Source organism: Inquilinus sp. OTU3971 (genome assembly GCF_038440215.1).
The window spans coordinates 25,153-48,153 of sequence record NZ_JASATH010000037.1; the positions used below are offsets into that span (position 1 = coordinate 25,153).

At 70.2% G+C, this 23,001-nt stretch carries 16 protein-coding genes and 1 tRNA gene; 10 read left to right on the forward strand and 7 right to left on the reverse strand.

The annotated features are described in order from the left end of the window. The first annotated feature begins 15 nt into the window (after window positions 1-15). The 5 genes from AAHM41_RS12095 (at window position 16) to AAHM41_RS12115 (ending at window position 4,627) form a co-directional block, all read left to right on the forward strand. The gene (locus tag AAHM41_RS12095) at window positions 16-645 is read left to right on the forward strand and encodes a glutathione S-transferase family protein (RefSeq protein WP_342236791.1); all 630 of its coding nucleotides are present in this window, start codon (window positions 16-18) and stop codon (window positions 643-645) included. Between the two features lie 27 nt (window positions 646-672). After that, the gene (locus AAHM41_RS12100; RefSeq protein ID WP_342236792.1) at window positions 673-2,775 is read left to right on the forward strand and encodes a pyridoxamine 5'-phosphate oxidase family protein; all 2,103 of its coding nucleotides are present in this window, start codon (window positions 673-675) and stop codon (window positions 2,773-2,775) included. Window positions 2,776-2,907: 132 nt separating this feature from the next. Beyond that, window positions 2,908-3,453: a hypothetical protein gene (locus tag AAHM41_RS12105; protein WP_342236793.1), complete on the forward strand. Its 546-nt coding sequence runs from the start codon at window positions 2,908-2,910 to the stop codon at window positions 3,451-3,453. Then, entirely contained in the window at window positions 3,450-4,031 is a 582-nt protein-coding gene (locus AAHM41_RS12110) for a hypothetical protein (protein WP_342236794.1), read from the forward strand. Before AAHM41_RS12105 ends, AAHM41_RS12110 begins: the two co-directional genes overlap by 4 nt. Then, entirely contained in the window at window positions 4,028-4,627 is a 600-nt protein-coding gene (locus AAHM41_RS12115; protein WP_342236795.1) for a hypothetical protein, read from the forward strand. The genes AAHM41_RS12110 and AAHM41_RS12115 overlap by 4 nt, the downstream gene beginning before the upstream one ends. A 3-nt stretch (window positions 4,628-4,630) precedes the next feature. On the opposite strand, the gene AAHM41_RS12120 is transcribed toward AAHM41_RS12115, so the two are convergent. Further along, window positions 4,631-5,968: a hypothetical protein gene (locus AAHM41_RS12120; RefSeq protein WP_342236796.1), complete on the reverse strand. Its 1,338-nt coding sequence runs from the start codon at window positions 5,966-5,968 to the stop codon at window positions 4,631-4,633. A 147-nt stretch (window positions 5,969-6,115) separates the two neighbouring features. On the opposite strand from AAHM41_RS12120, the gene AAHM41_RS12125 reads away from it, so the two are divergent. From AAHM41_RS12125 to AAHM41_RS12135, 3 genes are all read left to right on the forward strand, one after another. Next, entirely contained in the window at window positions 6,116-7,462 is a 1,347-nt protein-coding gene (locus AAHM41_RS12125; protein ID WP_342236797.1) for an MdtA/MuxA family multidrug efflux RND transporter periplasmic adaptor subunit, read from the forward strand. A 266-nt stretch (window positions 7,463-7,728) separates the two neighbouring features. Next, window positions 7,729-10,833 (forward strand): MdtB/MuxB family multidrug efflux RND transporter permease subunit, encoded by a 3,105-nt coding sequence (locus tag AAHM41_RS12130; RefSeq protein ID WP_342236798.1) that lies wholly within the window; start codon window positions 7,729-7,731, stop codon window positions 10,831-10,833. Then, a complete protein-coding gene (locus tag AAHM41_RS12135) occupies window positions 10,830-14,096 on the forward strand; it encodes an efflux RND transporter permease subunit (RefSeq protein ID WP_342236799.1) in 3,267 nt (1,088 codons plus the stop codon). The genes AAHM41_RS12130 and AAHM41_RS12135 overlap by 4 nt, the downstream gene beginning before the upstream one ends. Window positions 14,097-14,098: 2 nt before the next feature. Here the strand turns inward: AAHM41_RS12135 and AAHM41_RS12140 are convergent, their stop codons facing one another. The 4 genes from AAHM41_RS12140 to AAHM41_RS12155 form a co-directional block, all read right to left on the reverse strand. Next, window positions 14,099-16,513 carry a hypothetical protein gene (locus AAHM41_RS12140; RefSeq protein WP_342236800.1) on the reverse strand — a complete coding sequence of 805 codons (2,415 nt, stop codon included), beginning with the start codon at window positions 16,511-16,513 and terminating at the stop codon, window positions 14,099-14,101. 4 nt (window positions 16,514-16,517) lie between these two features. Continuing rightward, a complete protein-coding gene (locus AAHM41_RS12145) occupies window positions 16,518-17,159 on the reverse strand; it encodes a protein-L-isoaspartate(D-aspartate) O-methyltransferase (RefSeq protein ID WP_342236801.1) in 642 nt (213 codons plus the stop codon). 264 nt (window positions 17,160-17,423) lie between these two features. Then, window positions 17,424-18,560, reverse strand: coding sequence for a lactonase family protein (locus AAHM41_RS12150; protein WP_342236802.1), 1,137 nt, complete (start codon window positions 18,558-18,560; stop codon window positions 17,424-17,426). A 146-nt stretch (window positions 18,561-18,706) separates the two neighbouring features. Further along, entirely contained in the window at window positions 18,707-19,141 is a 435-nt protein-coding gene (locus tag AAHM41_RS12155; protein WP_342236803.1) for a tetratricopeptide repeat protein, read from the reverse strand. A 177-nt stretch (window positions 19,142-19,318) separates the two neighbouring features. Here AAHM41_RS12155 and AAHM41_RS12160 point away from each other — a divergent pair, with 177 nt between their 5' ends. After that, complete coding sequence (locus AAHM41_RS12160) at window positions 19,319-20,401, forward strand: transporter substrate-binding domain-containing protein (RefSeq protein ID WP_342236804.1); 1,083 nt, start codon at window positions 19,319-19,321, stop codon at window positions 20,399-20,401. 453 nt (window positions 20,402-20,854) lie between these two features. Here AAHM41_RS12160 and AAHM41_RS12165 read toward each other — a convergent pair whose 3' ends face one another. Beyond that, entirely contained in the window at window positions 20,855-21,748 is an 894-nt protein-coding gene (locus AAHM41_RS12165) for a LysR family transcriptional regulator (protein ID WP_342236805.1), read from the reverse strand. A 100-nt stretch (window positions 21,749-21,848) separates the two neighbouring features. Between AAHM41_RS12165 and AAHM41_RS12170 the strand changes: the two genes are divergently transcribed. Further along, a complete protein-coding gene (locus AAHM41_RS12170) occupies window positions 21,849-22,733 on the forward strand; it encodes a polysaccharide deacetylase family protein (RefSeq protein WP_342236806.1) in 885 nt (294 codons plus the stop codon). Window positions 22,734-22,775: 42 nt separating this feature from the next. Here the strand turns inward: AAHM41_RS12170 and AAHM41_RS12175 are convergent. Continuing rightward, window positions 22,776-22,852 (reverse strand) — tRNA-Arg (locus tag AAHM41_RS12175). Window positions 22,853-23,001 lie beyond the last annotated feature (149 nt).

Sequence of the window (23,001 nt, forward strand, 5' to 3'; positions counted from 1 at the left end):
CGAAAGGCCACTGCCATGCCCGCTCCCGCCCAGCCAATCCGCCTCTACCGCTTCGGCCTGTCCGGCCATTCCCACCGGGTCGAGCTGTTCCTGTCGCTGCTGGGCCTGCCCTTCGAGGCGATCGACGTCGACCTGCCGGGCGGCGAGCACAAGACCCCGGATTTCCTGGCCCGCAGCCCGTTCGGCCAGGTGCCGGCGATCGAGGACGGCGAGGTCGCCCTGGCCGACAGCAACGCCATCCTGGTCTACCTCGCCGGCCGCTATGACGAGGCCGGCCGCTGGCTGCCGCGCGACCCGCTGGCCGCGGCGGAGGTGCAGCGCTGGCTGTCCGTCGCCGCCGGCTTCCTGGCCTATGGCCCGGCGGCGGCGCGCCTCGTCACCGTGTTCAAGGCCCAGCTCGACCATGAGCGGGCCAAGGCGATCGCCGCCCGGCTCTACGGGGTGATGGAGGCGCATCTGGGCCGGGGCGGCTTCCTCGCCGGCCCGCAGCCGACCATCGCCGACATCGCGAACTACACCTACACCGCGGTGGCGCCGGAAGGCGGGGTCTCACTGCAGCCTTACCCGAATATCCGCGCCTGGCTCGAACGGGTCGAGGCGCTGCCCGGCTTCGTGCCGATGCCGCGCACCGCCGTGGCTGCCTGAAGGCCCTCCGCATTCCCGAGGTGCACCATGCCCGACACCATCCCCGCGCCGCTGCCCGGCTGGCCGCATGACGAGCCGCCCTTCCATCCCGGCGAGCTGGCCGCCCAGGCCCGGGCCGGCGTGCGCCAGCGGATGGCGTCGGCCGGCCGGCGGGCGATCCGCGGCATCATGCCGGATCAGCATCGCGACTTCTTCGCCATGCTGCCCTTCGTCGTGGTCGGCAGCCTCGACCGGCAGGGCCGGCCCTGGGCCTCGGTCCTGTCCGGCCGCCCGGGTTTTCTCCGCTCGCCCGACCCGCAGACCCTGACCGTGGCGGCGCAGCCGGCCTATGGCGACCCGCTGGGCGACAACCTGGCCGCCGGCGCGCCCATCGGGCTGCTCGGCATCCAGCTGGAGACGCGCCGGCGCAACCGCATGAACGGCACCGTCACCGAATGGGCCGATGGCCGCTTCGCCGTCACGGTCGGGCAGAGCTTCGGCAACTGCCCGCAATACATCCAGGCGCGCAGGCCGAGCTTCGTCGCCGAACCGGACAGCCTGGGCGCGCCGCGGCCGGTCCATGCCGAAGGGCCGGCGCTCTCCTCGAGGGCGGCGGCGCTGGTCGCGGCGGCCGACACCTTCTTCATAGCCACCCGCTCGGCCGACGCCGGGGACGGCGGAGCGCCATCCGAGGGCGTCGACGTCTCGCATCGCGGCGGCCGGCCCGGCTTCGTCCGCGTGGCGGAGGAGGGCGGGCGCACGGTGCTGACCTCGCCCGACTTCGTCGGCAACTTCTTCTTCAACACCTTCGGCAACATCGAGGTCGACCCGCGCGCCGGCCTGGTCTTCGTCGATTTCGACACCGGCGGCGCGCTGCTGCTGACCGGCACCGCCGAGGTGGTGTGGGACGGGCCGGAGGTCGCGTCCTTCGCCGGGGCGGAGCGGCTGTTGCGCTTCCGGGTGGAGGAGGGGCGGTGGATCGAGGACGCGGTGCCGCTGCGCTGGTCCGCGCCTGAGCAGGCGCCGCAGCTCGCCGCCACCGGCACCTGGGACGAGGCCGGGCGGGTCGCGCAGGCCGAGGCGGCGCGCAACACGCTGCGCCCCTTCACCGTGACCCGGATCGTGGACGAGAGCGCGACCATCCGCTCCTTCGTCCTCGAGCCGGCGGACGGCGGCAGCGTGGTGCCGCACCAGCCCGGCCAGTTCCTGCCGATCGCGCTCGACATTCCCGGCCGCGACCAGCCGGTCCGCCGCACCTACACCCTGTCCGATGCGCCGGACGGCCGGGCGTACCGGATCAGCGTCAAGCGCGAGCCGGGCGACCGGCCCGGCCTGGCCAGCAACTGGCTGCACGACCATGTCCGGGTCGGCGACACCCTGCGCGCCTTGGCGCCGCGCGGCGACTTCGTGCTCGACACCGACGGCCGGCGGCCGGTGCTGCTGCTGTCGGCCGGCGTCGGGGTGACGCCGATGATCGCCATGCTGAACCACCTCATCGGCCGCAACCCGGACCGGCTGCGCCATCCCGGCCGCGGCCTGTGGTTCGTCCACGCCGCGCGCGATGGGGCCGAGCACGCTTTCGCCGACCATCTGCGGGCGCTGGCGGCGCGGGCGCCGACCCTGACCGCCCATGTCCGCTACAGCCGGCCGCGGCCGCAGGACGTGCCGGGCCGCGATTACGACGATGCCGGCCATATCGACGCCGCGCTGCTGCGCCGGCTGCTGCCGCTCGACGATTACGACGTCTATCTCTGCGGCCCCGCCGGCTTCATGCAGGCGATGCGCGAGGTCCTGGCGAGCCTCGGCGTGCGGCCGGAGCGGATCCGCAGCGAGGCCTTCGCCATCGGTTCGGCCGCGCCGGCGGACCCGGCCGCGCTGCCGCCGGCGGTGGCCGAGGCGCAGGTCGAGTTCCGCGCCTCGGGCCGCAGCGCCGCGTGGGACCCGTCGAAGGGCTCGCTGCTCGACCTCGCCGAGGCGGCCGGGATCGAGGCGCCATGGAGCTGCCGCTCCGGCCTGTGCGGCACCTGCGCCGCGCGGGTGGCGGACGGCGCCGTGACCTATGCCGAGCCGCCGGCCGGCGCGCCGCGGCCGGGCGAGGCGCTGGTATGCTGTGCCGTGCCCGCCAGCGGCCGGGTGGTGCTGGAGCTGTAGTCCCGGGTCTCTCTCAAATCCGGAACCAAATCCTGCCCTCATGCGTTCGATCGGTCCTGTGGGTGGGGGGAGCGCCTTCGGCGCAGCGGCATGTCGCTCGGACAAAGGCTTGGCGGATTGAGAAGCAGGACCGTGGTCTGGCTGACCACGGGCATCGGCGGCTTCCTGGCCGCCGGGGTGGTCCTGGTCATGACCATCGCCTCCTACCGCGCCGACAAGCCGCTGCCGAAACTACCCCTCGGCCCGCCGATCGAGGCCGGGGAATGGCGCGTCGTGCCGCTGTCCGCGCGGATCGCCACCACCACCCCGGACGGGCGGAAGGTCCGGGACGGCCAGAAGGCCCTGGTGGTGGAGATGGATCTGACCAACCGCACCGCCGCCTCGAGCAACAGCTTCGGCCGCCTGCTGAGCCTCGACCCGTCGGTCGGCAAGGACCAGCCGACTTACATGCTGCTGCGCGACCAGGACCTGTTGTGGGAGCTGCATCCCGACATGACGGAGCGGGTAGCCGCGGTCTGGACCATGCCGCAGGACGCCGCCGTGCCCGCGGTGCTGACCTTTGCGGTCCACACCTCGGACTACAAGCGGCGCGACAATCTCTGGGGCATGTCCGGCTGGTACAACCCGCATGTGCTCGGCACCCTCGACATGCCCGTCCAGGCGTCGGATCCGGCATGATGCGGTGGCTCGGCCGACTGGCGGCGCTGCTGGTCGCCGCCCTGCTGCTGCTGGCGATGCAGTGGTCCACGCCCCTCTATGACGAGATGATCGCCCCGATCCCGGCCTATGGCCAGATCGGCGACACGGTCGCGGCGCGGAAGTTCACGATCCGGATCGAGACGATCCAGTTCGCCCGGCAGCTGCGCTTCGAGGCCTATGGCAAGGAGGAGGTGCGCGACACCTCCGGCCTCTGGGCGGTCGTCACCGCCACCCTCGGGGCGCAGTCCGAAACCACGACGGTGAACGACGCCTACTGGGAGGGGCCGACGGGGCTGCTCTATTCCCACAGCAACCGGCTGTCCGGCGTCAGGCCGCTGCTGGCCGGCGCTTTGCTCCAGCCCGGCCTGCCGCGGCGCGGCTGGTTCATCTTCGAGATCCGCGAGGACCAGGCCCGCGGCGCCACCTTCGTGGCCCCGAATGCCGGCCTCATCCCGCTCGATTCCATCGTCCGCGTCAGGCTTGGCGCCGGCGGCGACGGCGCCCTGCCGATCCTCGACAGCCTGGATCTCGACCGCACGCCGGGGACGATCGAATGACGACGGCCGAACCGCCGGATGAGAACGCCGCTGCCCTCGTCCCGACCGACAGCGGCGAGCGGCGGTGGCGCCGCTTCAGCCTTTGGGGGCTGCTGGTGACGCTGCCCGTCACCTTCCTGCTGTCCGCCAGAACGGATCTGGAGGAGTGGTGGCAGGGCCAGGAGCTGTTCGAGCAGTCGGTGCCCGCCGGGTCCGAGATCCGGTTCGCCGGGGTCGATTGGCGGTTGGAGACGGTCGAGGTCCTGCCGCTGAAACAGTCGGGATGGCCGCGCCGGCAGGGGCAGGGCACACCCGTCCGGGTCCGCTTCGCCGTGACCGTGCGCGACCCCGGCATCGACGTGCTGTGGCGGCGCTGCCGGGTGTTGCTGCGGGACGATCACGGCCATCGCTGGTCGGCCGGCAGCTTCGGCGGCCCGCGCTCGACCGAGGGCGCGATGGCCTGCGGCACCGCGACGCTGGAGCCGCGGGCGCCCGGCACGGTGCTGCGGATCGAGCATGACTTCACCGTTCCGCATGACGCGGCCGGAACGGTGGAGCCAACCGTCAGCATGGACGGCGAGCGGCCGTCCTATCTGCGCTTCCGGCGAGGCGGCTGACCCTTACGCCTTCACGGCTGCCTCGTCGGCCTGCGGTTCGGCCGGCGCCTGCGACCGGGCGAAGGCGATCTCCAGCACCGCGGCGATCAGGCAGATGCGCAACGGCTCGACCAGGATGCCGGGCGTGGTGCCGGACGGGCTGCCGAGCAGCAGCGCCAGGCCGTCGCCGAGCACCTGCCAGAGATCGAGCGGATGCGGCCCGATCACATGCGTCGTGCCGATCCACAGCCAGTCGGCCGCCCATTCCAGCCCGCGCCAGCCGAGCACGAGGATCAGCAGCAGGAGCAGATCGGCGTGCAGTACCAGCCGAATGCTATTGGCGATTGGCAGGTAACGGCCGCGGTACCCGTCGATGAAATGGCCGATGAAGTCGCGCAGGAATTTCGGCAGGGCGGCGTAGCGGCTGCCGATGCGCTCCAGCCGCCGGTGCCGCATCCAGCCAGGGTCGCCGCCCAGGTCGTGGCCGTAGATCAGCGCCGCCAGCACCAGCCAGATCAGCGGCAGCAGGGCATAGAAGAACAGGCCGGTGGCGACGGTCGCCGGGTCGGTCGGCGCCTGCTCGATCGGCCCGGCGGCGAAGGCGGTGGAGATCGGGGTCAGTACCGCCTGCCAGATCCGGTTGAGCCAGTCCCAGGCGGCGCCGCTGGCCACCCAGGCAAGGGCCTCGTCCTTCCATTGCGACAGCACGAACAGGCCGATGAAGACCCAGTTGGTCTCGCACAGCACGATCAGCAGCTTCCAGATCGGGGCGTCGGTCCGGTCGCGCAGCGCCTTGAAGAACCGGCGCAGGATCCAGGTGCCGACGACGGAGACCACGAGCCAGCGGGCGCCGATGGCGTCGAGCAGGTTGCCGCTCTCGCCGAAGGGGGCGAGGCTGAGCGACAGCATCGAGTATTCGCGGATGGTCTCGCTCAGGAATCCCCAGGCGGCGTAATAGGCGAAGAACGGCACCAGGGCGATGGTCAGGGTGGTGGCGAAGCTGGTCAGCCGCTGCCGGCGCGTCGGCGCTGCCGGGGCCGGCGCGCTGACGGCATCGGGATCGGGCCCGGTGATCGGCACCGCCGTTCCGGCCGACAGGGCCTGGGCGGCGGCGATGGCCGGCAGCGCCGGCCGCATGATCAGGAAGCTGGCGACGGTGACGATCAGCTTGGTCAGCACCACCAGGGTCAGCGCTGCGAAGCCGAGCGAGCTGTCGGCGAAGCCGATATGGACCGACAGCAGCAGCAGTTGGTCGTTCAAGAGGATGCCGATCAGCACCAGCAGGCTGAGGTGCGGCCAAAAGCGCCACCACAGCTTTCCGGTCAGCACCAGCGGCGCCAGCAACTCCCGCAGCATCCCCATCCCCCAGACTCCAACGGGCACACTAACGCGCGACCTGCGTCTTTGTGCCCTATCCGGCCAGGACCCGCCCGCCCGACGGACCCGCACCGTCCGGCCGTGTAGCAGGCGGAAGGGGCCCGCCGGACGCAGACTCAGGGTGACGGATCCATGGATGCTCGCGTCGAGGACCGCCAGCGGCCGGTCGAGCAGACGGAAAGGCCGGCCCCGGCGCGACGCCGCGGGCGGCTGGTATGGGGGACCTTCGGCCTCGCGGCCGCGGCGTTGATCGCTTTCGCCACCTGGCATGTGGTGACCGCTCCCGGCGCACCGTCCGCCCGCGGCGGCCGCTTCGCCGATGCCGCGCCGCAGCCGGTCGGCGTCGCCATCGTCGGCAAGGGCGACATCCGGATCACCCTCGACGCGCTCGGCACCGTCACCCCGCTGGCCACCGTCACGGTCAAGCCGCAGATCGCCGGCCAGCTGACCGAGGTCGGCTTCCAGGAAGGGCAGACGGTCAGGAAGGGCGACTTCCTGGCCCAGATCGACCCGCGCCCCTACCAGGTGGCGCTGGAGCAGGACCAGGGCCAGCTGGCCAAGGACCAGGCGGTCCTCGCCCAGGCCCAGAGCGATCTGGCGCGCGACCAGCAGATGGTGAAGCAGAACGCCGTCTCGCGGCAGCAGGTCGACGACCAAGCCTTCCTGGTGCAGCAGGACCAGGGCACGATCCAGTCCGACCAGGCGCAGATCGACGCGCAGAAGCTGAACCTCGACTACGCGCATATCGTCTCGCCGGTCGACGGCCGGGTCGGGCTGCGCCAGGTCGACCCCGGCAACTATGTCCAGGTCGGGGACGCCCTCGTCATCGTCACCCAGCTGCACCCGATCTCGGTGGTGTTCTCGCTGCCGGAGGACGACCTGCCGCAGATCCAGGCCCGGCTGCGCGCCGGCGCCAGCCTGCCGGTGATCGCCTTCGACCGCTCCGGCACGACCCAGATCGCCACCGGCACGCTGTCGACCCTCGACAACCAGATCGACACCACCACCGGCACGGTCAAGCTGCGCGCCGGCTTCGACAATGCCGACGAGACGCTGTTCCCGAACCAGTTCGTCAACGCCCGCCTGCTGGTGGAGACGCAGCAGGACGTGGTCACCGTCCCGGCTGCCGCGGTCCAGCACGGCGCGCCGGGCGCCTTCGTCTACCTGGTCGGCGCCGACGGCACGGTGGCGGTCCGGCCGATCGGGACCGGCGCCTCCGACGGCGGCATGGTCGCGGTCACGGACGGGTTGCAGCCCGGCGACCGGGTGGTGGTCGACGGCACCGACCGCCTGCGCGACGGCGCCCATGTCACGGTCGCCGGCCAGGATGGCGCGACGGGGCAGGGCGCCACGGCTCCCGTCACTCCGGCGGACGGGCCGGCGGGCCAGCGACGCCACCGCCAGGGAAGGGACGATGGCGGCCAGGGCCAGCACCGCCGCCGCGACGGCCAGACCCAGCAGCCCCAGACAAACGGATGAGCGCTCGCCGGCTGCAGAGGGATCGTCGGCCGAGCGCCGTGATCGGTGGCAACTTGTTCCGAACCCTGCTTTCCACTCTCCCCCTCCCCCCGCGGGAGGGGGTAGGGGGAGGGGGTGTCGATCGAAGAGAGCCGGCACGAACAGGTTCCGAACCGTTGAAGGATGGCGCCAATCCTTCGGCATCGGTCCTTGCTGCAACAGACCCCCCGGCAAGGGGAGGGGGAGGATGAAATGCTCCGTGCTGGCCACCCCGGCGGAGGCCGGCCATGAACCCGTCCCGTCCGTTCATCTTGCGGCCGGTCGGCACCTCGCTGCTGATGGCGGCGATCCTGCTGGTCGGCGCCGTGGCCTACCGCTTCCTGCCGCTCTCGGCCCTGCCGGAGGTCGACTACCCGACCATCCAGGTGCAGACCTTCTATCCGGGGGCCAGCCCCGAGGTGATGACCTCCTCCGTCACCGCGCCGCTGGAGAAGCAGTTCGGCCAGATGCCGGGGCTGAACCAGATGACCTCGGCCAGCTCGGCCGGTGCCTCGGTCGTCACCCTGCAGTTCAACCTCGACCTCAGCCTCGACGTGGCCGAGCAGGAGGTGCAGGCCGCGATCAACGCCGCCGGCAACCTCTTGCCCGGCGACCTGCCGGCGCCGCCGATCTACGCCAAGGTCAACCCGGCCGACGCGCCGATCCTGTCGCTCGCCGTCACCTCGAAGACGATCCCGCTGACCGAGCTGCAGAACCTGGTCGACACCCGCCTGGCGCAGAAGATCTCGCAGCAGCCCGGCGTCGGCCTGGTCAGCCTCAGCGGCGGCGCCCGGCCGGCGGTGCGCATCCAGGTCAACCCGCAGGCGCTGGCCGCCTATGGCCTCGCCATCGACGACGTGCGCACCACGCTCGGCAACGTCAACGTCAACACGCCGAAGGGCAATTTCGACGGGCCGACCCGGTCGTCGACGATCAACGCCAACGACCAGATCACCCAGGCCCAGGACTACGACGACGTGGTCGTGGCCTACCGCAACGGCGCGCCGATCCGCCTGTCCGACGTCGCCACCGTGGTCAGAGGGCCGGAGAACGGCAAACTCGCCGCCTGGGCGGACACGACGCCGGCGATCATCGTCAACATCCAGCGCCAGCCCGGCGCCAACGTGATCGAGGTGGTCGACGGCATCAAGGCGATCCTGCCGCAGCTCGAGGCCAGCCTGCCGGCGGCGGCCGAGGTCGCGGTGCTCAGCGACCGCACCGTCACCATCCGCGCCTCGGTCGCCGATGTCGGCTTCGAGCTGATGCTGGCCGTCGGGCTGGTGGTGCTGGTGATCTTCCTGTTCCTGCGCACGGCGGCGGCGACCATCATACCCAGCCTGTCGGTGCCGCTGTCGCTGGTCGGCACGCTGGCGGCGATGTATCTGCTCGGCTTCAGCCTGGACAACCTGTCGCTGATGGCGCTGACCATCGCCACCGGCTTCGTCGTCGACGACGCGATCGTGATGATCGAGAACATCGCCCGCTTCGTCGAGGCCGGCGAACCGCCCTTGCAGGCGGCGATGAAGGGGGCCGAGCAGATCGGCTTCACCATCATCTCGCTGACCGTGTCGCTGATCGCCGTCCTGATCCCGCTCCTGTTCATGGGTGAGGTGGTGGGCCGCCTGTTCCATGAGTTCGCGGTCACGCTGGCGGTCACCATCGTGATCTCGGCGGTGGTGTCGCTGACCCTGGTGCCGATGCTGTGCGCCCGGCTGCTGCGCCACCGGCCGGAGGTCGAGCGCGGCCGCTTCGACCGCGGCGCCGAGCGCGCCTTCGACTGGATCATCGGCCGGTACGGCAAGGCGCTCGGCTGGGTGCTGGACCATCAGCCGCTGACGCTGCTGGTCGCGCTGGCGACGCTGGGCCTGACCCTCGCGCTCTACATCGCCATCCCGAAGGGCTTCTTCCCGGAGCAGGACACGGGAATGATCCAGGGCATCTCCGAGGCGGCGCAGACCATCTCCTATGCCGAGATGGCGAAGCATCAGTCGGCCCTGGCCGAGGCGATCCTGAAGGACCCGGACGTCGCCGGCCTCAGTTCCTTCATCGGCGTCGACGGCACCAACACCACGCTGAACAGCGGCCGCTTCCTGATCACGCTGAAGCCGCTCGGCCAGCGCAAGGCCGGCGCCGGCGCGGTGATCGACCGGCTGCGCGGCGAAGTCGCCGGCGTGCCCGGCATCACCCTCTACATGCAGCCGGTGCAGGACCTGACGATCGATTCCACCGTCAGCCGCACCCAGTACCAGTTCGTGCTGCAGAACGCCGATCTCGACCAGTTCCAGGAGTGGGTGCCGCGGCTGATGCAGCGGCTGCAGCAGGTGCCGGAGATCGCCGACGTCGCCAGCGACTACCTGCAGCAGGGGCTGGCCGTCGACCTGGTGATCGACCGCGCCACCGCCGCCCGCTTCGGCATCACCCCGGCCACGGTCGACAATGCCCTCTACGATGCCTTCGGCCAGCGCATCGTCTCGACCATCTACACCCAGGCCAACCAGTACCGCGTGATCCTCGAGGCCGACCCGTCGCTGCAGCAGTCGCTCGACGGGCTGAAGGCCCTCTACCTGCCGTCCTCGCTGTCATCGGCTGGGCAGGTGCCGCTGTCCGCCATCGTCAAGGTCGAGCAGCGGGCCGGGCCGCTGCAGATCACCCATCTGGGCCAGTTCCCGGCGACGCTGATCTCCTTCAACCTGGCGCCGGGATCGTCGCTCGGCGCCGCGGTCGACGCGATCCAGAAGGCGGAGCAGGAGGTCGGCCTGCCGGACAGCTTCGTCACCGCCTTCCAGGGCTCGGCCGCCGCCTTCCAGTCCTCGCTGGCCAACGAGGCGCTGCTGATCCTGGCCGCGATCGCGACCATGTACATCGTGCTGGGCGTGCTCTATGAGAGCTTCATCCACCCGGTCACGATCCTGTCCACCCTGCCGTCGGCCGGGGTCGGCGCGCTGCTGGCGCTGATGGCGGCTGGCGACGGGCTGGATGTCATCGGGATCATCGGCATCATCCTGCTGATCGGCATCGTCAAGAAGAACGCGATCATGATGATCGACTTCGCGCTGCAGGCGGAGCGCGAGGAGGGCAAGCCGCCGCGCGAGGCCATCTACCAGGCCTGCCTGCTGCGCTTCCGGCCGATCCTGATGACCACCATGGCGGCGCTGCTGGGCGCCCTGCCGCTGATGCTCGGCACCGGCATGGGGTCGGAGCTGCGCCGGCCGCTGGGCGTCGCCATCGTCGGCGGCCTCGTGGTCAGCCAGCTGCTGACCCTGTTCACCACGCCGGTGATCTACCTGGCCTTCGATAGGCTGGCATCGCGGGTCCGCGGCGGCCGCCGCGCAATCACGGAGGAGGGGGCGTGAACCTCTCCGCCCCCTTCATCGCCCGGCCGGTGGCGACCACGCTGCTGACGCTCGGCATCGTCCTGGCCGGCTTCTTCGCCTATCTGAAGCTGCCGGTGTCGCCGCTGCCGCAGGTCGACTTCCCGACCATCTCCGTCTCGGCCTCGCTGCCCGGCGCCAGCCCGGAGACGGTGGCGGCGACGGTGGCGAGCCCGCTGGAACGCCATCTCGGCGCCATCGCCGACGTCACCCAGATGACCTCGCGCAGCTCGGTCGGTCAGGCCAGCATCACCCTGCAATTCGGCCTGAACCGCGACATCGACGGCGCCGCGCGGGATGTGCAGGCGGCGATCAACGCGGCCCGGGCCGACCTGCCGGCGGCGCTGCGCAGCAACCCGACCTACCGCAAGGTCAACCCGTCCGACGCGCCGGTGCTGATCCTGGCGCTGACCTCGAAGACCCTGACCCGCGGCCAGATCTATGACGCCGCCAGCAACGTGCTGGAGCAGCGGCTGTCGCAGATCGAGGGCATCGGCCAGGTCACCCTGGGCGGCGCCGCCCTGCCGGCGGTGCGGGTCGAGCTGAACCCCCAGGCGCTGGCAAAGGTCGGCATCGGGCTGGAGGATGTCCGCGCCGCGCTGGCGGCGGCCAACGCCAACAGCCCGAAGGGGTCGATCGAGGAGGCCGGCCGGCACTTCCAGATCTACAGCAACGACCAGGCCAGCCGGGCCGCCGACTACAAGCCGCTGGTGATCGCCGCCCGCAACGGCGCCACGGTGCGGCTGTCCGACATCGCCGATGTCGAGGATTCGGTCGAGGATCTGCGCAACGCCGGCCTGGCCGACGGCAAGCCGGCCGTGCTGGTGCTGCTGTTCCGCGAGCCCGGGGCCAACATCATCGACACGGTCGACCGGGTGAATGCCGAGCTGCCGCATCTGCGCGCCGCCATGCCCCGGGACATCGAGATCACCCCGGCCGCCGACCGCACCGGCACCATCCGCGCCTCACTGAACGACACCCAGCTCACGCTGCTGATCTCGGTCCTGCTGGTGATGCTGGTGGTGTTCGCCTTCCTGCGCGACCCGCGCGCCGCCATCATCCCGGCGGTGGCGGTGCCGGTCTCGATCATCGGCACCTTCGGCGCGATGTACCTGGTCGGCTACAGCCTCGACAACCTGTCGCTGATGGCGCTGACCATCGCCACCGGCTTCGTCGTCGACGACGCCATCGTGGTGCTGGAGAACATCTCCCGTCACGTCGAAGCCGGCATGCCGCGGCGCCAGGCGGCGCTGCGCGGCGCGCGCGAGGTCGGCTTCACCGTGCTGTCGATCAGCATCTCGCTGGTCGCAGTGTTCATTCCGATCCTGCTGATGGGCGGGCTGGTCGGCCGGATCTTCCGCGAATTCGCCCTGACCCTGTCGATCGCCATCGCCGTGTCGATGGCGATCTCGCTGACCACCACGCCGATGCTGTGCGCCCTGCTGCTGCGCCGCCGGCCGCGCCGGCCCGACAGCGGCCCCGGCCCGCTGGCCCGGGTGATGCGGGCCTATGAGCGGACGCTGGGCTGGGCGCTGCGCCACAGGGGCTTCGTGGTCCTGGTGCTGTTCGGCGTGGTCTGCCTCAACATCGCGCTGTTCGCGATCATCCCGAAAGGCTTCTTCCCGGAGCAGAGCACCGGCCGGCTGGTCGGCGGCATCGTCGCGGACCAGAGCATTTCGTTCCAGTTGATGCAGCAGAAGCTGGGGCAGCTGATGGACATCGTCCGCGCCGACCCGGCGGTGGAGAGCGTCGTCGGCTTCACCGGCGGCGGGGGCGGCGGCCGGTCGCAGACCAACACCGGCCAGGTCTTCGTCACGCTGAAGCCGCTGTCCCAGCGCGGCGTCAGCGACGACGACGTCATCGCCCGGCTGCGCGACAAGCTGGCCGTGGTGCCGGGCGGCCGGCTGTTCCTGGTCTCGGCCCAGGACATCCGTGCCGGCGGCCGGCAGAGCAACGCCGCCTACCAATACACGCTGCAGTCGGATTCCTCGGCCGAGCTGCAGGATTGGGGCCCGAAGCTGCTGCAGGCGCTGCAGGCCAGCCCGGTGCTGGCCGACGTCAACTCCGACCAGCAGCAGAAGGGCATCGAGACCGACATCGTCATCGACCGCGACACCGCCGCCCGCCTGGGCATCACGCCGCAGCAGATCGACAACACCCTCTACGACGCCTTCGGCCAGCGCCAGGTCTCGACCATCTACAGCGCCATCAACCAGTACCACGTGGTGATGGAGGTGGCGCCGCAATACTGGCAGAGCCCGGAGACGCTGAAGGACCTCTACGTCAGCACCTCGGGCGGCAGCGCCAGCGGCACCGCCAGCACCAACGCGCCGGCCAGCGCCACCGGCACCGGAGCCGCCAGCCTGACGGCGCAGTCGGCCGCCAACGCCGCCACCAACGCCCTGGCCAATGCCGGCCGCAAAGGCACCTCCAGCGGCGCCGCGGTCAGCACCGCGGCGGAGACCATGGTGCCGCTGTCGGCGATCAGCCATGTCGGCCTGGGCAACACGCCGCTCTCGGTCAACCACCAGGGCCTGTTCGCGGCGACGACCATCTCGTTCAACCTGGCGCCGGGCAAGTCGCTCAGCGACGCCGCGGCGGCGGTGCAGCAGGCGATGGTGGCGCTGCACATGCCGGCCACCATCCACGGCAGCTTCCAGGGCACGGCCCAGGTGTTTCAGAGCTCGCTCAGCAACGAACCGATCCTGATCCTGGCGGCGCTGGCGGCGGTCTACATCGTGCTCGGCATCCTGTACGAGAGCACGATCCACCCGATCACCATCCTGTCGACCCTGCCCTCGGCGGGAGTGGGCGCGGTGCTGGCGCTGATGCTGTTCGACACCGAGTTCAGCCTGATCGCGATGATCGGCGTCATCCTCTTGATCGGCATCGTCAAGAAGAACGCGATCATAATGATCGACTTCGCGCTGGAGGCGGAGCGCAGCCGCGGCCTGGCCCCGCGCGAGGCGATCCTGCAGGCTAGCCTGCTGCGCTTCCGGCCGATCCTGATGACGACGATGGCGGCGATCTTCGGGGCGGTGCCGCTGGCGGTCGGCTTCGGCAGCGGCAGCGAACTGCGCCAGCCGCTCGGCATCGCCATCGTCGGTGGGCTGATCGTGAGCCAGGTGCTGACGCTCTACACCACCCCGGTGCTGTACCTGGTGCTCGACCGCTTCCGGCACTGGGCACGGGGTCGGTGGGCTCGGGCGTTCCCGAGCCTGGCCGGCGGGTCGGAGGCGAAGTGAGATCACCGTCGGCGACCTGAAGCCGGCAGGAAGACCGCCGCGCCGACAGCGTAGAGCGTCAGCGCCAGGCAGACGACGATGGTGAAGCCGAGATGCATGGCGAGAATGCTGGCGAGGACGGCGCCGACCACCGAGGCGCAGCCGTTGATGCCCCAGGCCCAGGGCACCAGCCCCGGCGCCTCCGCCGCCACCTGCCCGAGACCGAGGGGGAAGGGCAGGCCCATGGCGAAGCCCAGCGGCGCGATCAGCAGGACCGCGACCGCCACCTTGGCGAAGACCGGGAGGGCGACGAGTCCCGAGAACACGAAAGGCAGCGCGATCAGGTAGAGACCGGCGAGGGAGACGATGCCGGCCACGGCGATCGCGACCGCGGGACGCCGATGCCGCGACAGCCGCCCGGAGAGGCCGCTGCCCAGCCCGGCGAAGACGAGGAAGGCGGCGAGCACCACGGCGACGGCCGCGAGCGGGTGGCCGATGAACAGGGTGAAGCGCTGGATGAAGCTGATCTCGATGAAGATGAACGCGAAGCCGAGCATCAGGAAATAGATCGCCACCCGCCACCGCGCCAACGCTCCGTCCCCGCCGGACCTGGTGCGCAGGATCGCGAGCGGCAGCAGGATCAGGACGAGGCCCGCCGCCGCCGACAGCGGCAGCGCGGCCAGGACCACGAGATAGCCGGCGTCCGCCTGGGTCAGCCCGCCCTGGCCGCGCAGCGCCCAGAGCTCCGGCAGCAGCCGCCATTTGACGAAGCGGAAGAAGTACGGCCGGTCGTCGGTCGCGGGGGCGATATTGAAGCCGTAGTCATCGAGGAAGCGCTGGCGGGCCGGTCCGAGCAGCGCCGCGGCAACCTCGTGCAGAGATGGTTCGGCGAGACGGGTGAAGCGGTTCGCCTCCGCGGCCGCCATTCCGGGATACCATGCGACGTCGAAGGCGCGGGCCTCCGCAAACGCCCGGATCGCCGTGACATCGGCGGCGGTGAGGGGCCCGTTCTTGACCAGAAGCGTCGCCGTGTCCCAGCCATGGATCATGGCGAGCCGGTCGCCGGGGTTCCGCACGCCCATGCCTTCGAGCGCCAGCACCGCGGTGGCGAAGAGCTTGACGGTGTCGCGCGGCGGCGACCGCACCCAGCGGGTGGCGGCCAGCAGACCGCCCGGGGCGAGGTGCCGCAGATAGGCCTGCAGGGCCTCGACGGTGTAGAGCCCGGTCTCGCCCAGGGCCTGGACACCGGCAGCGGCGGCGGTGAAGGAGTCGAGAAGCGCCACCTGGATCAGGTCCCACCGCCGGTCCCGGCTCGCCTCGACGAAGCTGCGTGCTTCGGCGGCGTGAAGCGTCACATCCGCGCGGCCATAGAGCCCTCCGGCGAGATCGGAGAAGTCTTCCCGCACGAGATCGAGCAGCGCCGGATTGAGCTCGACGGCATCGACATGTCGCGCCTCGTGGAGCAGCGCCCGCAGCACGTCGGCACCGCCGCCGGCGCCCAGGATGAGCGCATGCGGGCGCTCCAGCAGATGGAAGGGCAGCGCCATCGTCTGCTGGTCGAGATAGGCAAGCGCACCCGGCTCACCGGTGAAATGGACAATCGGGCTCAAGGATTCTGCGTCGGTGAAAATGCCGAGCTGCGGCGGCGGCTCGGTTGTCGCGCCGAGACTCAGGCCCGGGGCGTGCCGCAGCGGGATGACCGGACTCTCCACGACCGTCAGGAGCCCGAGCGGACTCGATCGTTCCGTCACGACCCGGGCGCCCGGCGCCGTCAGCGCCAGGTTCAAGCCCTTGTATGGCGAGGGTGACAGCTGCAGCCAGGACGCCGGCCAGGCAGCGATGGAGATCGCCCCGAGGGCGGCGAGCGCGATGGCCCACCTGCGCGCGGCGCCGGCCCAGGCGGCGAATGCGGCGGCGACGAAGCCGAGCCCGCCGACGAGACGCAGGCAGTCCTGCGGCCAGGCGACGAACAGGAGCGCCACGATCAGCGGCGCGCCCAGGCCGGCGCCCAACAGGTCGGCCCGGTAAAGGCTCGCGATCCGGTCCGCACTGTGGATGAAGGCCAGTCCGATCGCGGCACCGACCGCGAAGAAGGGCACGGCCAGCAGCAGCTGGATCTGCGCGAGACGGACCTGCTGCCGGGCGTCCCAGATCACCTCGAGCGGGTTGAACGGCACGCGTTGCGCCAGGGCGAAGCCGCCGACGGCGGAGACTGCGAACAGGACCCCGAACCCGGCGAAGGCCACGGTGAACCGCCGCGTCAGGAAATCCTTGGCGAAGACGAGAAACGTGCCGCTGGCGCCGATCCCGAGCAGCGCTACGCTGATGATCATATAGGCGAAATGGTGCCACAGCAGGATCGAGAAGAGCCGCATCAGCAGGATTTCGAGGGCGATGGCGGCGCCCGCGAGGATGGCGATGGCGGCGAGGAGCGCCACGGGATCAGCGGGCGCCGGCGCCGGTCAGGGGCACGAAGGAGACCGGCAGGAGAACCTCGGTGCGGACCTTCCCGTCCCCGTCCTTCGTGACCAGCATCAGGTTCTGGGTCATGAACGGCGGGCCGACCGGGATCACCATCCGGCCGCCCGGCTTGAGCTGGCTGACCAGAGGCGGCGGGATATGGCTCGCCGCCGCGGTGACGACGATGCCGTCAAAAGGGCCATGCTCACGCCAGCCATAATAACCGTCGCCGTGACGCGTGACGACGTTGCCGTATCCCAGCGCTTTCAGCCGCTCTGCGGCTTGTTTGGCCAGCGGCTCGACGATCTCGATCGTGTAGACGTGGCGGACCAGGGGAGAGAGCACGGCCGCCTGATAGCCGGAACCGGTGCCGATCTCGAGAACGGCATCGTCCTTCCCGGGATCCAGAAGGTCGGTCATGAGCGCGACGACATAGGGCTGGGAGATCGTCTGCCCATAGCCGATCGGCAGCGGCCGGTTCTCATAGGCCTCGTCGCGGGACTCGTCGGGCACGAATTCGTGCCGGGGCACCTGACGCATCACCGACAGGACGGGCGGGTCGATGCTCTCGGATCCCAGTGGTGCCGCGTCACCTCTGGCGAGGTCGACGATCGTCTCGACCATCCGCTCCCGTGCCGCCGCGGCGTCCATCGCGGACACCGTAGAGGGGAGCAGAGACAGGGCAGCGGCGAGCGATATCAGTCTCCGATCCATGACTGAACCCTCGTTGCCGCCGATCCTTCCTCAAGACCGTTCGTCGGCGGCCGGCACGTCAGTCTAGATCAAATTGCCGCTGACGGAGAACGCGCCAACCATGGGTGCCGTCAATGCGGCGAGAGCGACCTCACCACATCCTGCGAACGGCAGGCTGACACACAGCCGGCCGCGTCACGGCAGGTCGACGATCTCGACCCAGTTGGCATCGCGGCCGACGGGATACCGTCCCGCCGGCACCAAGCTGCCATCGGCCTTATTGATCCGGTAGACCGACAGCCGGTCCGACTTCTCGCCCGACGCGACGAGCCAGGTTCCGCTCGCATCGATGCGGATACCGCGCGGCTGCGTCTCCGTGGCGTAGTTGGTGACATAGGTCGGCTTCCCGGAGGCGGGGTCGACCGAGAGCAGCGCGATCCGGCTGGTCGTCCGCTCGGTGGCGTAGAGGAACCGGCCGTCGGGCGTGGCCTGGAGGTCCGCGGCCCAGATCTTCGGCTTGTCGCCAGCCGGCGCGCCAGGCGGGGTCCCGGGCACGAGACCGGCCTCCGCCGGCACCGTGCCGGTGCTGTCGAGCAGGGTCAGGGTTCCCTTATCCTGGTCGACCGCGAAATGGAGGACGTTGCCGGACAGCTCGCACAGCACGTAGAGATGCTTGTCGTCCGGCGACAGCACCGGATGGCGTGGGCCGTCGCCGGCCGCGGTCTTCGCCACCGGCGGATCGTTCGGCGTCAGCCGGCCGGTCGCGGCATCGAAGCGGAACTGGACGATCTGGTCGCTGCCGAGATTGGTCGCGTAGACGAAGCGGCTGCTCCGGTCGGCGCGGATCGCATGGGCGTTCTTGCCGGTCGGGATCACCTGGCCCGCCTCCGCCTTCACCAGCCCGTCCGCATCGATCGGGCTGACCGCGACCTTGTTGCCGCCATAGGAGGCGGTGAACAGGAAGCGGCCGGTGGCGTCGGTCGAGATATAGGCCATGCTGTCGGGCAGCGGCGCGGTCGCCTCCTGCCGCAGCGCGCCGCTGGCGGGATCGATGGCATAGGTCAGGACCGCGAAAGGCTCCGAACGGACCACGGCATAGAGATGCCGCTTGTCCGGGCTGATCGTCATCGGCATCACCTTCGGCCCGGCCTTGGTCTCGCCGAGCGGCGTCAGCGCGCCGGTCGTCTGGTCCAGGGCGTAGCCGTCGATGTCCCCGTCATCCGCATTGGAGACATAGACGAAGGACTTCGCGTCCCCCGGCGCCGCGCCGAAAGCGGTGAGCGATGACGCCATGACGAACACTCCTGCCAGCAGCCGCAACGCACTGTGCATGATCCCTCCCTGAGAGGCGACGGGCACCTCGGTGCCTCTATTCCCTCCCTCGGCAGGGTCTTACGGCCTCGGCCTCGCCGTCCAAGCCGAAACGGGTATCGATCGATGCGGCCCGCGCATCGATCCGGGCCGGCGACAGGGCCGGTTCACTCCGGCAGCCCGGCTTTCCGGAAGCCGTCGAGAATCATGTCCCGGGACGCGGAATCCCTGAGTGGCAGGCACTCCCGCAGCGCCGAGACGGTCATTCCGGGCGCCAGGGGGAGAAACTTGCCGAGCGCCGCCTGCGCCTCCGGCAGCCGGTCGAGCTGGACACAGGCGGGGATCAGGGCCCAGTAGGCCGTGTCCCAGCCGGGATTGAGGGCGGCCGACCGTTGGGCCAGCTCCAGGGCCTTGGCCGGGCGGCCGCTGAACAGTTGGGCCAATCCGGCAACCGTGAGGAACATGAAGTAGCCGGGATCCAGCGGACCCAGCGCCATGGCCCGCTCCGCCAGCGCCAGGCCGGCTTCGGGATCGCCGCCGCAGACCAGAGCAGTGCCGGCGAGGAAGTTGACCTGCCTCGAACCGGGGTTCCGCAAATTCATATGCAGTATACGCCTCAAATCCGTTCGAACTTTGAACATTGAGTCGTCGACGGCCCCATCAGGGGTCTGTCCGGCCCGCCATGTGCCCGCGATCTGGCACCATGACGCGAAGGCATTGGGTCCGGGACCGGCGCCGCCGCCAGGATGCGGTCCTGGCGTCCCCAGGGAGCGAGTGCGGTGTCGGCAAGGGTGTTGACGATGGTGGTGGCGGCACTGGTGGCTCTGGCCCTGCCGGCCGCGGCCCAGGAGCCGCAGCGGGTGGTGCCCGTGGCGGTGCGCGTGATCCCGCCGATGGTCGAACAGACCAACGGCCAGCTCAGCGGCTTCAGCATCGATCTCTGGAACGCGATCGCCAGCCGCCGCCACTGGACCACCGCGTTCACGGTGGTGCCCAGCGTCCAGGCCCAGCTCGCCGCCGTGTCCGGCCGGGCGGCCGATGTCGGGGTCGGCGCAATCTTGATCACCGCCGAGCGCATCACCGACTACGATTTCTCGCAGCCGATCCTGAATGCCGGCCTCGGCATCCTGACACGCAGCCAGCGGCCGGGGCGCGAGGCCACCGCCTTCGGCAGCCTGCTGCACCTGCTGCTGTCGCCCGCGGTCTTGGTCTGGCTCGGCATCGCCGGGCTGCTGACGATCATCCCGGCGCATATCGTCTGGTTCGTCGAACGCGGCCAGCCGGACGGCCTGATCGGCACCAGGCGCTATTTCCCCGGGATCTTCCAGGCCTTCTTCTGGGGCCTCGGCACCCTGGCCACCCAGGCGGATGCGATGCCGCGCCACTGGGTGTCCCGCGGCGTCGCGGTGCTGTGGATGTTCACCGGCGTGGTCTTCGTCGCCTTCTACACGGCGACGCTGACGGCCAGCCTGACGGTCCAGCAGATCCGGCAGGAGATCAACGGCCCCGGCGACCTGCCGGGCAAGGCGGTCGGCACCGTCGCCGGCACCACCTCGGCCCGCTATCTCGGCGCCGCCGGCATCCAGTCCCTGGCCTTCGCCAATGCGGAGGACGCGTACCAGGCCCTGATGGACGACCAAGTCGATGCCGTGGTCTATGACGCGCCGGTGCTGCAATACATCGCGGCGCATGAGGGGCTGGGGCGCGCCGGCCTGGCCGGGACGGTGTTCCAGCCCGAGGATTACGGCTTCGTCTTCCGCAACGACAGCGACCTGCGCCGCGACGTCGACGCCGCCCTGCTGTCGATGCGCCAGGACGGCAGCTACGAGGAGCTGCGCCAGCGCTGGTTCGGCAAGTCGTAGGGGCGGGCAGGGCGCCTTATCCTTTGCGGACTCTATGAGTCCCAAAAATTTTGAAAGTCCCTGTCATGGCGCTCGACGGCTTCCTGAAGTGTGGAAAACCACTCACAGCGCTCTGACAAGTCCTCTTCCGTCAGAAATTCTATTAAGTTGCGGTCCTGCCACGCTTGCAGTCGACGATCTAATGGCAAGTTGAAGAAGTCTGCCGCGAGTACGCAATAACCCTTCTGAGGTATGTTCTCAAAGCAGGCATAGCGAACCGACTTGGTGGCGTTGACACGCCGCCAGACGTGAATTGCTCGATAGAGGTTGGACATGCGAAAGCGGCAATACCGCTGGCTGATCGCTGATGCCGATCATTATGACCGAAGCCTGGGGCTTTGTCACCGCCTCCGCTCATTTCCGCTTTCCGCCCCTTACAGTCGTGGCCCCACCCGCTCCGCATCCCAGCGCGCGCTACGCCGGGAACAGGTGCCGCGCCAGGAAGTCGATGAAGGCCCGCAGCTTGGGCGAGGGATAGCGGCTGGACGGCCACAGCAGGCGGAACACGCCCTCATGCGCGGTGTGGTCCTCAAGCACCACCGCCAGCCTTCCCTCTTCGATCTGCCGGCGGATGGCGAAATCCGGCAGGCAGGCGATGCCCAGGCCCTGCTCGGCCAGGGCGATCAGCGGCTCGATCGTGTTCGCCACCGCCGTGGCCGACAGCGTGATCTCCCTGCCGCCGCGCAGCGGCCAGGGCTCGAACTTGCCGCTGGTGGCGAAGCGGTGCTGCAGGCAGGCATGGCCGGCCAGCTCCTCCGGACTCCGCGGCACGCCGCGGCGCGCGAGATAGCCGGGTGCTGCGACCAGCTGCAGCCGGAACACGCCCAGGAACCGGCTCATCAGCCGGGAATCGCTGACCTCGCCGGCGCGGATCACGGCGTCGAAGCCCTCCTCGATCACATCCACCAGCCGGTCGGTGAAGTCGAGGTCCAGCTCGATCTCGGGATAGGCCTGCATGAAGGCGCCGAGGGTCGGCATCATCAGCATGCCGGCCAGCGGCAGGCTGACCCGCAGCCGGCCGCGCGGCGCGCTCTGGGTCTGCGCCAGCTCGGTCTCGGCGGTCTCGATCTCGCTGAAGATCCGCCGGCAGCGCTCCAGGAACAGCGCCCCCTCCGGCGTCAGCGTCACCGAGCGGGTCGAGCGGTGCAGCAGGCGCACGCCCAGCCGCTGCTCCAGCCGTGCCACCGCCTTGCCGATGGCGGAGGAGGAGATGCCGAGCTGCCGCCCCGCCGCGGTGAAGCTGCGGGCGTCGGCGGCGCGGACGAAGGCGTCGAGCGCGCCCAGGCTGTCGGTGTGCCGCATCGTCATTCCGGACATTCAGATCCCAAGTGTCCGGAACTATAGCCTAATTCTCCGGAACGAACGGCGGCCTCATCGTCTCGGCAGTCACCGACCGCAGGAGGCAGACATGGACGCACCCCAGCAGCACGACCGGTTCCCGTATTCCGCCATCGTCGACCGCCCGCCCTTGCGCTGGCCGAACGGCGCCCGGGTGGCGGTCTGGGTCACCCCGAACGTCGAGCATTTCCTGTTCGACCGGCCGTCGAGCTCGATCAACCCGCACACCGCCGACCTCGTCCCCGACGTGCTGAACCATTCCTGGCGCGACTACGGCGTCCGGGTCGGCATCTGGCGGCTGATGGAGGTGATGGAGAAGCACGGCTTCAAGGGCACGGTGGCGCTCAACTCCGACGTCGTCCGGCACTATCCGCGCATTATCGAGGCCGGGCAGGCGCTGGGCTGGGAATGGATGGGCCATGGCGAGACCAACTCCACGCTGATCCACGCCCAGCCGGAGGCGGAGGAGCGCCGGATCATCCGCAGCGTGGTCGACACCCTCGAGCAGGCCGCCGGCCGCCGGCCGCGGGGCTGGCTCAGCCCGGCGCTGACGGAATCGCACCGCACGCTCGACCTGCTGGCCGAGGCCGGCATCGACTATGTTGCCAACTGGGTCAATGACGAGCAGCCCTATCCGATGCGGGTGAAATCCGGCGCGATGCTGTCGCTGCCCTATTCGATCGAGATCAACGACTTCAACGCCTTCCTCTTCCAGGGCCAGACCGGCGAGCAGTTCGCGCAGACGATCCGCGACCAGTTCGACGTGCTGTACGAGGATGGCACCACGACCGGCCGGGTGATGGGCATCGCCCTGCACCCGTTCCTGATCGGCCACCCGCACCGGGCCTGGCATTTCGCCAAGGCGCTCGCCCACATCGCCGCGCATGACGAGGTCTGGCTCGCCACCGGCAGCGAGATCGCCGACTGGTACCGGACGAACTACGGAGGGATATGACCGGCCTGGGATGGCCTGCCACCCGAAGCCGAAGGCGTGGGGTGGCGTCCCCGGAGAGATTCGAACTCCCGACCCGCTGCTTAGGACGCAGCCGCTCTATCCTGCTGAGCTACGGGGACCCGGGCGCCCTTATAGCAAGGCGGCGGGGGCGATGACACCCCCGTCGTGACATCGCGCGAGCACCGGAAACGAAGAGGCCCCCCCCCCCGCGGGGGGGGGGGGGCGCCCGGGGGGCAAAAAGGAGCGGCGGGGCGCCCCCCCAAAAAAC

What these genes read in the sequence shown, in the direction of transcription:
- AAHM41_RS12130 (WP_342236798.1), top strand. Translation starts at nt 7,729, where the DNA reads ATGAACCCGTCCCGTCCGTTCATCTTGCGGCCGGTCGGCACCTCGCTG.
- AAHM41_RS12125 (WP_342236797.1), top strand. Translation starts at nt 6,116, where the DNA reads ATGGATGCTCGCGTCGAGGACCGCCAGCGGCCGGTCGAGCAGACGGAA.
- AAHM41_RS12095 (WP_342236791.1), top strand. Translation starts at nt 16, where the DNA reads ATGCCCGCTCCCGCCCAGCCAATCCGCCTCTACCGCTTCGGCCTGTCC.
- AAHM41_RS12150 (WP_342236802.1), bottom strand. Translation starts at nt 18,560, where the DNA reads ATGCACAGTGCGTTGCGGCTGCTGGCAGGAGTGTTCGTCATGGCGTCA.
- AAHM41_RS12115 (WP_342236795.1), top strand. Translation starts at nt 4,028, where the DNA reads ATGACGACGGCCGAACCGCCGGATGAGAACGCCGCTGCCCTCGTCCCG.
- AAHM41_RS12165 (WP_342236805.1), bottom strand. Translation starts at nt 21,748, where the DNA reads ATGACGATGCGGCACACCGACAGCCTGGGCGCGCTCGACGCCTTCGTC.
- AAHM41_RS12170 (WP_342236806.1), top strand. Translation starts at nt 21,849, where the DNA reads ATGGACGCACCCCAGCAGCACGACCGGTTCCCGTATTCCGCCATCGTC.
- AAHM41_RS12120 (WP_342236796.1), bottom strand. Translation starts at nt 5,968, where the DNA reads ATGGGGATGCTGCGGGAGTTGCTGGCGCCGCTGGTGCTGACCGGAAAG.
- AAHM41_RS12145 (WP_342236801.1), bottom strand. Translation starts at nt 17,159, where the DNA reads ATGGTCGAGACGATCGTCGACCTCGCCAGAGGTGACGCGGCACCACTG.
- AAHM41_RS12110 (WP_342236794.1), top strand. Translation starts at nt 3,450, where the DNA reads ATGATGCGGTGGCTCGGCCGACTGGCGGCGCTGCTGGTCGCCGCCCTG.
- AAHM41_RS12155 (WP_342236803.1), bottom strand. Translation starts at nt 19,141, where the DNA reads ATGAATTTGCGGAACCCCGGTTCGAGGCAGGTCAACTTCCTCGCCGGC.
- AAHM41_RS12100 (WP_342236792.1), top strand. Translation starts at nt 673, where the DNA reads ATGCCCGACACCATCCCCGCGCCGCTGCCCGGCTGGCCGCATGACGAG.